The organism is Sinomicrobium sp. (assembly GCA_029266035.1).
In the GTDB taxonomy this organism is placed as follows: domain Bacteria; phylum Bacteroidota; class Bacteroidia; order Flavobacteriales; family Flavobacteriaceae; genus Sinomicrobium.
In genome coordinates this window covers 27,670-40,249 of record JAJUFH010000027.1, presented here as the reverse complement: position 1 = coordinate 40,249, position 12,580 = coordinate 27,670, and the positions used below count along the sequence as shown (strand labels likewise).

At 36.5% G+C, this 12,580-nt stretch carries 10 protein-coding genes; 3 read left to right on the top strand and 7 right to left on the bottom strand.

Annotation, left to right across the window (positions count from 1 at the left end; translation table 11 throughout):
* Nucleotides 1–515 precede the first annotated feature (515 nt).
* From ACYZZR_RS11415 to hsdR, 4 genes are read right to left on the bottom strand one after another with little or no spacing between them, the layout of a single operon-like run.
* Nucleotides 516–2,180, bottom strand: a complete 1,665-nt coding sequence (locus tag ACYZZR_RS11415) for an ATP-dependent nuclease (protein WP_461534139.1) — start codon at nt 2,178–2,180, stop codon at nt 516–518.
* Nucleotides 2,173–3,699, bottom strand: coding sequence for a restriction endonuclease subunit S (locus ACYZZR_RS11410; RefSeq protein ID WP_461534138.1), 1,527 nt, complete (start codon nt 3,697–3,699; stop codon nt 2,173–2,175). The genes ACYZZR_RS11415 and ACYZZR_RS11410 overlap by 8 nt, the downstream gene beginning before the upstream one ends.
* Nucleotides 3,696–5,135 carry a class I SAM-dependent DNA methyltransferase gene (locus tag ACYZZR_RS11405; protein WP_461534137.1) on the bottom strand — a complete coding sequence of 480 codons (1,440 nt, stop codon included), beginning with the start codon at nt 5,133–5,135 and terminating at the stop codon, nt 3,696–3,698. Before ACYZZR_RS11405 ends, ACYZZR_RS11410 begins: the two co-directional genes overlap by 4 nt.
* Nucleotides 5,136–7,508: an EcoAI/FtnUII family type I restriction enzme subunit R gene (gene hsdR / locus ACYZZR_RS11400; protein WP_461534136.1), complete on the bottom strand. Its 2,373-nt coding sequence runs from the start codon at nt 7,506–7,508 to the stop codon at nt 5,136–5,138.
* A gap of 334 nt (nt 7,509–7,842) precedes the next feature.
* Here hsdR and ACYZZR_RS11395 point away from each other — a divergent pair, with 334 nt between their 5' ends.
* Both ACYZZR_RS11395 and dcm read left to right on the top strand, forming a co-directional pair.
* Nucleotides 7,843–8,121 (top strand): DUF6471 domain-containing protein, encoded by a 279-nt coding sequence (locus tag ACYZZR_RS11395; RefSeq protein WP_461534135.1) that lies wholly within the window; start codon nt 7,843–7,845, stop codon nt 8,119–8,121.
* 1 nt (nt 8,122) lies between these two features.
* Entirely contained in the window at nt 8,123–9,469 is a 1,347-nt protein-coding gene (dcm, locus tag ACYZZR_RS11390; protein ID WP_461534134.1) for a DNA (cytosine-5-)-methyltransferase, read from the top strand.
* Here dcm and ACYZZR_RS11385 read toward each other — a convergent pair.
* Nucleotides 9,433–10,119 (bottom strand): NgoBV family restriction endonuclease, encoded by a 687-nt coding sequence (locus ACYZZR_RS11385; RefSeq protein ID WP_461534133.1) that lies wholly within the window; start codon nt 10,117–10,119, stop codon nt 9,433–9,435. The two genes, dcm and ACYZZR_RS11385, sit on opposite strands and share 37 nt — an antisense overlap.
* Before the next feature lie 244 nt (nt 10,120–10,363).
* On the opposite strand from ACYZZR_RS11385, the gene ACYZZR_RS11380 reads away from it, so the two are divergent.
* Nucleotides 10,364–11,431: a tyrosine-type recombinase/integrase gene (locus ACYZZR_RS11380; RefSeq protein ID WP_461534132.1), complete on the top strand. Its 1,068-nt coding sequence runs from the start codon at nt 10,364–10,366 to the stop codon at nt 11,429–11,431.
* Between the two features lie 369 nt (nt 11,432–11,800).
* Here ACYZZR_RS11380 and ACYZZR_RS11375 read toward each other — a convergent pair whose 3' ends face one another.
* A complete protein-coding gene (locus ACYZZR_RS11375) occupies nt 11,801–12,232 on the bottom strand; it encodes a type II toxin-antitoxin system VapC family toxin (RefSeq protein WP_461534131.1) in 432 nt (143 codons plus the stop codon).
* On the bottom strand, nt 12,222–12,476 hold the full coding sequence (locus ACYZZR_RS11370) for a DUF6364 family protein (protein WP_461534130.1): 255 nt from the start codon (nt 12,474–12,476) through the stop codon (nt 12,222–12,224). The genes ACYZZR_RS11375 and ACYZZR_RS11370 overlap by 11 nt, the downstream gene beginning before the upstream one ends.
* Nucleotides 12,477–12,580: the final 104 nt, after the last annotated feature.

Here is a 12,580-nt window from a genome sequence, read left to right as displayed (position 1 = left end):
TCAACTCGGCCAAATAGCGCTTGCAGGAAGCATCATCCGGGAAAACTTTCAAAAAGTCTATGATATTTTGTCCTTTAAATTGTGTCATTTCCTTTGATTTTTAAGGAATAAAAATATAGAATTTATATACATAACTCAAATTTTTTAATATTAACAATCGCCCTTTCTACTTTGCGTATTAAAGGATATTTCAATTCTTATTCTATCTTACAGTTACTTATAGCTTCATTTTCTTGAATGTTTTTCGTTGTTAATTGTTTCTTCAAATTACCGCCAACGGTCAAGTATAAGAGCAGTAGCGGATTTCGGAGCGATTACCTGTCTGCCACCACCAAAGTTTATTAAATGCACAGACCTTGATTTTACCACTTCACCCGCTATTGCTTTTATACAATGTTGTATGCCCGTGCTTTCTTTTCGTCCGTGCGTTGGCTCAGACACACTCTTTGTCAAGCTTTGGCTGATGCGTTGGCTTTGAGCGGCTTGCAAATGTGTATGGATGCGTAGGGTTGGCATCATATTTCCAATGCTTTTATTCGTTCAATCACTTCTAAAAGTCTTTGTTGTCCAGCACTTTCAACGTCAATTGCTACTCGTTTTGCTGTCTCTCTTGCGATAATATGTTTTGAGTTGCTTCCCAATAATTCTTTCTGTTCAGTTTCAATTTCAGCATAGTCGTCAAATGAAGCTCTCATTGTGGTTTCAAAGTCAGTCCCGAACACACAGAACTGTTCAGAAATATTCCAGTCATCAATTCCAAGTACTCCATTAAGATCTGCTTCTGGAATTCCTATCGCTTTCAAAGCATCTTTTCTGCGACTTCCATTTTCGTCATCTTTTGAGCGAACGTCATTGTCAAAGCAGATGTAGGCTGGGATTTTGTAGAGTGTAAAAAGTCGCCACCATTTGGCTAGATTTCCTTTACCATTCACTCCGATAATTTCCACTCCGTATTCAGTCGGGTCAAAACCTAAACGAGAAAAATAAACTGGCAGAGAAAGTTCTTCAGTTAAACCTTCAGCTAAAACAATCTTGTTTGCAAAGAAGCCTGTCAGAATATGAGCTGTCGCTTGATTTGCGTAAAATGGAACTACTGTTGCCAATTGAGTTTTCCCTGGATTAGAACCAGTTGCAATACAATGATCGTAAAGTGATTGAGCATCATTGCTAACTACATACGTTGAACCTTCACTTTTTCGAACAAGATTAATTCCATTGATGTATTTCAAATCAATGAAGTAGGGGCTATGAGTGGTAAGAATTACCTGCAAGCCATCTTCCGACATTTTAAACATCTGCTTTGCCAGCCATTTTTGAGCTAATGGATGCAGATGTGCTTCTGGTTCATCTATGACGAAAATTAAACCTTGACCAAGAAATGATTTGGCGTATGCGTGGGCAAATGAAAGTGCTAAAATCTGCTGCTGTCCAGTTCCTAATTCTTCATAGGCTCTAGTTTCTCCATTTTCAGTTGGATGAACCCGCATTGTCTTGAAATAATTACTTGGGTCATAAGCAGAGAAGTCAAACGCAAGTGCATGAGTCATGTTTGATAAAACACTTTCAGCGAGAGCAGACATATTTGTATTGAAAGCGTTGAATTCTTCAACTTCAAGAAACGTGTTCTTTATTTCTTCAAAGAAACCTTTTAGGCGGTTTACCTTTTCTTCATCTTCTGTGAGTTTGTCGTGAAAGGCTTTTGTAACACGAGATAACAAGGTGTATTTGGTTGAATAGCTTAATTGGTAATTCAAATTTTGCTCCGAGTTGACTACCACACAAAGCAATTCTTCACGTAGTGCTGTGCTCACATATACGTTCTCGCCACCGTCTTCTGCTTGAACCGCTGCAAAGTCATTTTCACTCCCTCTCTTTGCTCTAAAATTGAACCCGCCACAACTAAATTCTGAAGCTCTGCCAAGACGCCCTGCAAAACCTGAAACTTGTGCCTCAATAGTTATTTGATTATTTGTGTCTCTGTCAAAGTGGTCATAATCATCAAGCTTTTTATACTTGGGGTGAAACTCGCCAAACATGAGTTCAATTGCTCGAATGATATTAGATTTACCCGAGTTGTTTTCTCCAATCAGTACTGTCGGTTGATTTTCAGGGAAGTTGATAACGATTTGATCAGAAATTGAGCGGAAGCCTTCAATCGTAATTTGTTTTAGTCTAGGCATGAGCTTCTTCTTTTTTACTTTCAAATGCTTCTTTCAAAACCGCTTGCATTAACATTTGGGCTAGTTGTTCGCTTTGAGTGATTTCTGATTTTAAATGCTCAACTGTTTCCATTAAATCCTTTACCATCTCTACAATCCTTTTCTGTTCATCTAAAGGTGGAAGAGCAAAAACAAAATTTTTCAAATAGGTCTGGCTAATGTTCGGTTGAGACATTCCCCAAGATTCAGAAATCATTTTTGACCTATTTGCCATTAAATAATTAAACAAGTATTCAGATTCAATTAATGGGTTCTTGTAGAAACCACAAACAGCCTGATTCGTTGTGGCATCTCGCCTAAGGATTGCAAGTTTGCCAGCAGTTGCACCATACATAGCAATTAAAAGAGTTCCTTCAGGAAATAGAGTCGCAGAAGATTCCTTCAAACCAAGTTCAGTGATCTTCTCCTGTGAGTTTACTGAAAGTGATCCATCATTTAATTCTCCTGATTTATACCAAGTTATTGAACCATTCCAGTATTTAGAATTACTTCTGTTCGGTGTTCCGCCAGATGTTGTTTGGAAAATCTCACCCAACCTACACCAAACCCAACCCTCAGGTAATTCAAAAGGAATTTCATCTTCTGTAATAGGCGGAAATGGTTTTTCCTTTCGTATTTTCTTATCCTTAATGAGTTGTGCTTTTTCAGCTTTGATGCGTTTGAGTAACTCACTTGCAGATTCTACATCAGGGTTTTGTTCTCGCCATTCTACGGTTAGTTTGCCTTGTATAGCTTCTTGCAGAACGGCTTGTTTGAGTTCGGTAATAAGTCCTTTTTGATTTTCAATTAACCCTTTAATTCCTTCATCAATTTTAATAACGCTAAACTGCTTTATCGTGTATGTTTTTAATTCCTGAGGTATCTGAAAGGTTTCAACTTCAGGAAGTGCATTGTTCAAATAGCACTCCCAACAATGGTCAAGAAATTTGCATACTTCAATCTGCTCATTTTTTGAAGGATATTTGAAATCCAGATTCTTAATCTTTGCTTGATTTAAAATTGGAAAGGACATGCTTTTCGCTTGAGACTTGACATAATCTTCTCGTACCAAGTAGTAGTAATATGCCCATTCAGGAAAAATTTCATCATTAAATAAAAGGCCAGTGATTTGTTGATTTGAAGAACCTTCGTTCCTTAACAATGAAACACGCCCTACACCGCCACCAATGCCAATTATCAGCAAGGTGTTTTTCGGATACAATGTGCCTTTCTTTTCCTTTAATGCGATTTCTGAAAATTTTTCTTCCGCTTCTTCCAAATATTTACTTCTTCCAATATCGCTGGGTTTAAACCAGTCAATGTCCTGACTTTGATAATATTTGGAATTCGCCTTAGGCGGTGTTTTTCCTGTTTGTATCTCAGAAATTACAGTTTTAAGCTTTACAGGCTTAATATTTTCCAGTACTACATTTGAATAGTAAAGAATGATACCCTTTAACGGACTTTCATTGATTAGACGATATGAATCCGTTGCTTTCATCCTTTGATTAAAGTTTGAAGTTCATTAATCATGGATGTTCCTGTTTCAAAATTCTTTCTAAGCGAATCCAGAATTTCGGCAGAAGATTTTAGTTCTTCCTTCTCTTCAACGGTTGGGTTTTTTATATCCAAATCCCAATCTTTCAAGTCGTCTACATCAACCTTCCAAGAAACATCACTTTCCTTTCGGTTATTCCACCACTCAATAACGGGTTGGAATTCTTCAAACTGAATGGGTTTTGTTTTAGAGTAGCTTTTTTGTCCTTCGGGCAATTTGTGTTCGTAGTACCATATTTCTTTGGTCGGGCTGCCTTTTTCAAAGAATAATAAATTGGTGCTTACCATTGCAGGGAAAAAGGTGGTCTGTGGTAGGCGAATGATAGTATGTAGGTTGGTGTCGGTTAAAAGCTTTTCACGAATTCTTGCTTTTACACCATCACCTGTTATGGATCCGTCTGGTAAAACAATGGCACAACGTCCATTTGGTTTTAGCAATTGAAGCATCAAAATCACAAACAAGTCGGCAGATTCCTTACAACGATAGGTTGCAGGAAAGTTGGTTTCTACACCGTCTGCTATACTCGCTCCAAAAGGCGGATTGGCAAGAATTACATCTACTTGGTCTTTTTTACCAATGCTGTTATACTCTTTTTTTAAACTGTCAATGTAGTGGTAGTCGGGCACGTCCATTTCGTGCAGTATCAAGTTGGTCAAGCCCAAGACATAAGCCACAGGTTTTAGTTCCCAACCTGTAATGCTGTTTTGCAAAATGTGTTCGTCATCAACTGTTTTTACAAAATTCTCTCGAACATGGTCAATGGCTGCCGTTAAGAAACCACCCGTTCCAGCAGCAGGGTCAAGCACCTTTTCACCCAATTTTGGATTGGTCATTTGGGTCATCAATTGCGTTACGGCTCTAGGCGTGTAGTATTCGCCTTTGTTTCCTGCATCATGCAATTCCTGTAAAATGCTTTCGTAGATGTTTCCGAAAATGTGTTTGTCTTCCGAGTTATTGAAATCAATCTCATTAAGCTTGTTAATGACTTTCCGCATTTCATAGCCCGACTTCATGTAGTTGTTTGAGCCTTCGAACACTTCACGAACAATAGCAGCACGTTTTGGATGATTAGGAACATTCAATTCTCGAAGAGAAGCAAAAAGACCTTTGTTGCTTTGTGCATTGCTGTCAATAAATTCAAGCAATTCATCACCAGTCATTCCCTCTGGGTCTGATGCCCAATTTCTCCATTGAAATTTTTCAGGAATTACAGAAACATAATTGTCTTTTATGATTTCCAATTCTTGGTCTTTGTCGTCAATTATTTTTAGGAATAGCATCCAACCCAACTGCTCCAATCGTTGTGCATCACCAGAGATTCCTCTGTCTTGACGCATGATGTTGCGGATGCTACTTACTACTGCTCCTACGTTTGCCATTTATGCCGTTTTGTATAATTCGTTTTCTAATTCTTTTAATGCTTTGATGTATTCAGCCTTGCTGCCAAAGGCTTTGATAAGTTCTAAAGGTGTTCCCAATTTGTTGAGTGGGTCAAGCTTCAATACTTCTGTGCTTTCAATGGTTACCAATCCATCATCAGAGTACTTATCCAATAAAGCATTGATAACCGCTTGGGCTTTGTCTCCATATTTTGTGAAGTAGTTGCGTTTCTTCACGTTTTCTGCTCGTTCTTTTCTGGTCAATGGTTTTGCCTCAAAAGCTACGTGACAAATCAAATCGAAAGGGTCAAAGTCTTTTCCGACTTCTTCTTTGAGTGGTTCGAAGAAAATTCCTTGGTCTTCCAATTCTTCAATGATGACTTTCTTCTGTTCAGATGCATTCCACCGATTCAGGAAATCATCAAGGCTTTTGAATTTCTCACCAACGCTTTTCTTGGTATAATCCCGAATGCTTTCTGTGATTATTTTGCCGTCTGCACCCAAATACTGAACTCGTTCATTAACCACTCTTACCTGCACGCCATCAACCCGAATTTTCACTCTCGGTTCTTCAACAATGTCTCCTCCGCCTTCGATTTCTGGATATTCAGGGAATTCAATTTCTTCTCCGTCTATAATGTCGGTGATAACTTCTTCGGTAGTTTCGTCTTCTGTGCCTGTGAGGTCATCATTTTCGCCCACTTGCTTAATCATTACAGGATCACCGTCAAAGTCAGGGTCGGCAAAATGATTGGTAACATTTCTAAAATCAATAATTGTGAAATAGGTCTTGCCATATTCTTCATTGATTCTTGTTCCTCTACCAATAATCTGTTTAAATTCAGTGGAAGAACCAATATTGCTATCGAGAACAATCAATTTGCAAGTTTGAGCATCAACTCCAGTAGTCATCAATTTTGAAGTTGTGGCAATAACTGGGTATTTTTCAGAAGGATTAATAAAGCTATCCAACTCACGTTTTCCTTCTTCATTGTCGCCCGTAATTTGCATAACGTACTTACTGTTTTTAACAACTTCATCCGCATTGGCGTTAGCCAATGCAGTTCGCATGCCTTCGGCATGCTCAATGTCAATGCAGAAAACTATCGTCTTTGCAAATCGGTCATTTCCTTTTAGAAATTCCGTGATTTTATCTGCAACCAATTTTCTTCTTTCTTCGACAATGATGTTACGGTCAAAGTCAGTTCTGTTGTAGATTCTGTCTTCTACTGGATTTCCGTCTTTGTCCAAATATCCTTTTGGTGGGCGCCAGCCTTCTGCATCAATATCTAAAGTGATTTTAACCACTTTGTAAGGAGCAAGGAAACCGTCATCAATTCCTTGTTTCAAAGAATAGGTGTAAATCGGGTCTCCGAAATATTCAATGTTTGAAACTTCTGTAGTTTCCTTTGGTGTGGCAGTTAAGCCAATATGAGTTGCCTTGTTGAAGTAGGCGAGTATTTCACGCCACTTGCTGTCTTCTTTTGCACTTCCTCTGTGGCACTCGTCTATGATTACTAGGTCGAAAAAGTCAGGGCTAAATTGTTTGTAGGCATCTGTTGATTTGCTGTCGGACAAACCCTGATACAAAGCCAAATAAATATTGTAAGCTGTATCTATTTGCTTGTGTTTAATGATTGTCATTGCATCTTTGAAATGCCTGAAATCACCTCTCGCGGTTTGGTCAATTAATGCGGTACGGTCAGCAAGAAACAAGATTCTTTTCTTTGCTCCACTTTTCCAAAGTCTGTAAATGATTTGAAAAGCAGTATATGTTTTTCCAGTTCCAGTTGCCATGACCAAAAGAATTCGGTCTTGCTTTTTTGCAACAGCTTCAACGGTTCTGTTTATCGCAATCTGCTGGTAATATCTTGGTGATCTACCTGATTCGTCTTGAAAATATTCTTGAGAAGCAACTTCTTCAACGTCATTGCTTTCAATGCCTTTGTATTTTTTGTATTTCTCCCAAAGCGTTTCAGGACTTGGGAATTCTTCAAGTGAAAGTTCTTTTTCTATTTGTCCGTCAGTTGCGGTCTTGTCATGGAAGTAGAAACCGTCTCCATTACTACTGAAAACGCAAGGAATGTCAAGTGTATTTGCATACCCAAGTGCCTGTTGGATTCCGCCTTTTACTGAGTGTTTGTTGTCCTTTGCTTCAATGATGGCAATTGGCACATTCGGTTTGTAGAACAGAATGTAGTCGGCAAATTTTCTTTTTCCTCTTGCGGTCAGTTTTCCTTTCACATAAATACGGCCATCCGTGAAAAATATCTCACGTCCAAGCTGAGTCAGTTCGTCCCAACCTGCATTCAGTATTGCAGGAGTGATAAACTTTGCTTTTATGTCCGATTCTGATAAGTCTTTTTTATTCATTCAATTCAGTTTCTATTTCTGTCCGAGCGTTGGCTAAAAAATAGCTCTTTTGGTTTTTCAGCGTTTGCCTGTGTGTCGGCAAAAACCAAATGTGCTATTTGTGCGGTGGTTTTTTCAGCATGGCATACAACGGTTTGTGTATGAATAGTAGCGGAATTAACACGCTAACTTTTCGGTTTTGTACTGACGATAAATTTACGGAAATCACTTTGATTTAAGTACTTAAACCGCTATTATTTATACACGTTGTTACCCAACGTATTTTTATTTCTGCCTTTTTATTTGCATATTTACAAATTATTAGTCAAATTTGCAACGAGACAAATCTATTATTATGTCAGATTGGAATGATAAAGTCAAACGTTTATTGAAGTCAGAATTGGTTCGTAGAGGAATTTCAAATTCGGACTTGGCGAGTATGCTTGAACAAATAGGCATTGAAGAAACTAAATCAAGTATCGATAGTAAAATCAGTCGAGGTTCATTTAGTGCGGCTTTTTTTCTACAATGCTTAACAGTAATTGGATGTGAAAAAATAGAAATTGAAGAATACGAAAGTCAATTAGCAATTGCTGCTGAACCTCAAGCCGATTATAACCTAAAAAAACAATAAAATGCAGAAAGTAAAATTCATAGATTTATTTGCAGGACTTGGTGGAATTAGATTAGGTTTTGAAAAGTCATTTCAAGATTTAGGTTTTGAAACAGAATGTGTAATGACTTCTGAAATTAAGCCTTATGCTGTAGAAACTTTATCTAAAAACTTTAATCACGATTATTTTGTAGGCGATATTTTTCAAGTTGAAAATAAGCAAATTCCTGATTTTGATTTTCTATTGGGTGGATTTCCTTGTCAACCGTTTAGTGCTGGTGGGAAACGTCAAGGATTTGTTGATACGAGAGGAACACTATTTTTTGAAATAGAAAGAATTTTGAGAGATAAAAAGCCTTATGGTTTTATTTTAGAAAATGTGGAAGGACTTGTAAAACACGATTTGGAAAATAAAAATGATGAAATAGGAAGAACCTTATCTACAATTCTTTACAAGCTTGAAAATGAATTAGGTTATGAGGTTTCTTGGGAAGTTTTGGACTCCATTGATTTTGGATTACCTCAATCAAGAAAAAGAATATTTATTGTAGGAACAAAAGATAAAAAGCCAAATATAAAAACCGAATCTAAAAGCTTTAAAGTTTTAAAGTCCATATTGGAAAATGGTCTTGAAACAATGAATACTGATTTAACAAAAAAGCTTTTAAGCCATTTCGATATTGAAGATTTGTACGGTAAATCTATTAAAGATAAAAGAGGTGGAAATAACAATATTCATAGTTGGGATATTGGAATTAAAGGCGAAGTCTCTGATGAACAAATTGTCTTATTAAACAAGTTGTTTAAAGAAAGACGGAAAAAGCATTGGGCTGAAAAAATTGGTATTGATTGGATGGATGGAATGCCATTAAATCTTGAACAAATATCTACATTCTATCAATCTCAAAATTTAGAAGAAATGTTGAATGATTTAGTTGAAAAGGGATATTTAAGATTTGAACATCCTAAAAAACTGGTTCGTGAGATAACAGAAAACGGTGAGAAGAAATATAGGGATTATGATACAACAAAACCTAAAGGCTACAATATTGTTACTGGAAAATTAAGTTTTGAAATCAATAAAATTCTTGACCCAAATGATATTGCTCCTACACTTGTAGCAACTGATGTTTCTAGGTTAGCCGTTCCTGATAATGGTGGATTAAGAAGATTAACCATAAGAGAAGGCTTAAGACTGTTTGGTTATCCTGAATGGTACGAAATACCTGTAAAAGAAACTGAAGCCTTTGATTTATTAGGCAATACGGTTGCAGTTCCTGTTGTGGAACACGTTGCAAAAGAGCTTGCCGAAATTTATGAGAGTAATTTGGTTTATTCTACTGTCAAAGAAACTCCTGTATGCTCTTGATAGTTTTTTAAGACGTTTCTTAACCAATGTCCGTTTGTATGTCTTGTTTGAGGATATTGGTATCGTGTATTGTTTAATGCCGATAAAAATTCTTCTTTGCTATTAAATGGCTTGAATTTAGAACGGTCGGAATACCAAATACTTGGTCGTATGTTGTAAATAACACTTTTCTTTTCTTGAACTTTTAAAGGATACGTGCTACTCGGACAAGCTAATTCCCAAATCTTTTTTAGCCAAACATTTTTAATGCTTATAACTCCATTATTCATTTGATAAGCCAAAATCAAATAGTCAGAATCTATTCGATAAGCGTTGTCTAAAAGCGAGTTACAATAAGAATCAAAGTTTGCTAAATCAAATCCTGGGCCTCTATCGAAATCAAAGGATTTGACTTCTAAAAGTCCTTTTTTGTGGTCGTCTTTGTCAAGTAGGAAGTCTGGAAATGTTTGAGAATTTGTATTTTCTTCAAAGTCAATTTGTTCTTTCTGAAACCAAGCTTTTAACCATTCTTGAAGTAAATTTCCAACGGTGTCTTTTGTTTGTATTAAAATGCTTAAATCCTTAACCGTAAATTTTATATTTCCTGTTTCTCCGATTAATTTATAGTCTTCAACAAGTTTTTTATAGAGTTGTTCCGCTGTTAATTTCATTCAATTTTATTGGTTTTCATAATTTTCAAAGATATAAAATTTTATCTCGGAATCTCGTTTTTTATATGTTGGGTAACACACAAATATACACAATTAACCATTTCTATTAACAAAATACCTTAATCGCAAAAAGTAACAGTATTTACTTAGGTTTAGAAAATTTTTATTAATTCATCATTTTATATATCATTCATTATTTTGTATATCAAAAATTGATTACTTTTATCCCTTAAACATTTGGGATATGGATTTAAACAGCTATAGTTTTGAGTTCGGTGAACACCGGGGAAAGAAAGTTATCTTCATTCGTTTTCCCTACAGCACACAATTAAAGGATGAGCTCAAAAAGCGTTTCCCTTCGGCAAAATGGAGCCAGACCAACAAAGCCTGGTACTTGCCTGATTTTCCTTCCACCCGCACACAATTGGAGCTAAAGACCAAACCTTTGGGGCATACACTGGATTTGCACATTCACCCCGTTAACCAAAAGGCATTTAAAGGTCTTAGAAATCAGCTACAACTAAAGGCCTATAGCCCGAACACTATCAGAATGTACCTGGCCGAATTTGCCCATTTGCTAAAACTTATCGGCGAGCATCCGGTGGAGGGTCTTTCGCCACAACGGCTCAAGGACTATTTTCTCTATTGTGTGCAAAAAGAAAAAATGAGTGAGCGTAAGATCAACGGAAAAATCAATGCTGTAAAATTCTACTTTGAACAGGTTTTGCACCGCCCCAAAATGTTTTTTGATATCCCTCGTCCCAAAAAACCACAGCTTTTACCCAAAATGCTGAACAAAAATGAAATAAAACAACTTTTTGAACAGGTAAAAAACCCTAAACACCTGCTTATTTTAAAACTGTGTTATGGCATGGGGCTTCGGGTAAGTGAAGTGGTTAAACTGAAAATTGGGGACATAGACAGTCAAAACCGATATGTGCTCATTGCTTCTGCCAAAGGTAAAAAAGATCGTTACGTACCCCTTCCGGAATCGATACTGGGTTTGCTCAGACAATATTACCGTCTTTATAAGCCCAAAAACTTCTTGTTTGAAGGGGCTTATGGCGGGGCGTATTCCAAAAGTAGTGTACAAGCCGTTTTCCGGAAAGCGATGAAATCGGCTGGCATACGCAAAAAAGTGGGGATACACGGCTTACGTCATTCTTACGCTACACATCTATTGGAGTCCGGGGCCGATATTCGGTTTATCCAGGAACTTTTAGGGCACAATTCTATAAAAACCACCCAGATTTATACTCATGTATCAAACCACACGAAAACAAAGCTCCGAAGTCCTTTAGATAACCTATAGGAAATGACACCGCCCTGCAATTTCGTTCAAAACTTCTTAGAAATACGGTCCTGTTATAGAAATCCTGCTTAATACCTAAATTTCTTAATCCCCTATGGGCATCCTTAGAGAGTGTATAGCTAAAACTCAATGCTGTTTTTTTATCAGTAGAGTTCCGGACTATCCGATTTTTTCAACCACCAACTTCTTCAAATCCTGCATAAAATGGTTCGAAAATTGTTCTGTGAAGCGCACGAATAAATAGTACCAAAAAAAACGCCAAGTTCACTTGAGCGTTTTTTTATTGGTACTATTTTCAAAGCGTATTTGACGGGACAAGGTGGAAAATCAATTTCGTCCCATTTTTTCTGTCAATGCTATGACAAGTAGTTACTTCTCGTTTTTTTCTTTCATTGTTAGAAAATCCGATGGTGTCATAACAGCGATCGAAGAATTTCTATAATCTTTTATATTTCGTGTAATAATTGCGTCTAAATCTTTTATTGTCAGTGCAGAGGAATATTGAATGGAATCTTCATAATCTGAAAAATTATTTTTCAAAGCTTGAATAATCTCCTTTTTTGTCGTTCCGATAATCTCTGTCATTTCTGTTAACATCTCGATGACTTCAAGTGTTTTTTTATGTCCTAAAAATCTCCTTGTGATATAGTAAATGTTATTGATGCTTATTGCAGACAAATACAATTTTATATTTCCTTGTTCATTGAGTTCAAAAAGTTCACTTGCAGGATTCACATACGGCTCTCTGTCTGTGAAAAAATCGATGACAACGTCCGAATCCAAAAAAAGTTTATACTCCATATTTTTTGGAAAGTTCTTCGGTTAAAATTTGTTTGTAGTCAAGGTCATTTTCTGTTTTAATAATTCCTCTTAATTTTCTAACTTTTGGAGAAAGTTGCTTTTCTTTAAGTTTAATTCTTTTTAGTGTTACAAACTTGAAATAGTTCTCCACCATTTCCGAAAGACTTTGTCCTTTCTCTTTTGCATATTCCTTTGCAACTTCAATGACCTCTTTTTCTATTGTCAAAGTTAATTTCGTATTCATATCATATATCTTTTCAACAAAGATACGTGTTTATTTTTATTTTTGAATACGTGTTATTTGAAAATGAGATCATAACGGTTTAGGTTATGAACAATTGCGATGAG

Excerpts from the sequence above, each read along its gene's own strand:
- ACYZZR_RS11375 (WP_461534131.1), bottom strand. The coding sequence starts at position 12,232 with ATGGAGTATAAACTTTTTTTGGATTCGGACGTTGTCATCGATTTTTTC.
- ACYZZR_RS11405 (WP_461534137.1), bottom strand. The coding sequence starts at position 5,135 with ATGGCAAACGTAGGAGCAGTAGTAAGTAGCATCCGCAACATCATGCGT.
- ACYZZR_RS11385 (WP_461534133.1), bottom strand. The coding sequence starts at position 10,119 with ATGAAATTAACAGCGGAACAACTCTATAAAAAACTTGTTGAAGACTAT.
- dcm (WP_461534134.1), top strand. The coding sequence starts at position 8,123 with ATGCAGAAAGTAAAATTCATAGATTTATTTGCAGGACTTGGTGGAATT.
- ACYZZR_RS11410 (WP_461534138.1), bottom strand. The coding sequence starts at position 3,699 with ATGAAAGCAACGGATTCATATCGTCTAATCAATGAAAGTCCGTTAAAG.
- ACYZZR_RS11380 (WP_461534132.1), top strand. The coding sequence starts at position 10,364 with ATGGATTTAAACAGCTATAGTTTTGAGTTCGGTGAACACCGGGGAAAG.
- ACYZZR_RS11415 (WP_461534139.1), bottom strand. The coding sequence starts at position 2,180 with ATGCCTAGACTAAAACAAATTACGATTGAAGGCTTCCGCTCAATTTCT.
- hsdR (WP_461534136.1), bottom strand. The coding sequence starts at position 7,508 with ATGAATAAAAAAGACTTATCAGAATCGGACATAAAAGCAAAGTTTATC.
- ACYZZR_RS11395 (WP_461534135.1), top strand. The coding sequence starts at position 7,843 with ATGTCAGATTGGAATGATAAAGTCAAACGTTTATTGAAGTCAGAATTG.
- ACYZZR_RS11370 (WP_461534130.1), bottom strand. The coding sequence starts at position 12,476 with ATGAATACGAAATTAACTTTGACAATAGAAAAAGAGGTCATTGAAGTT.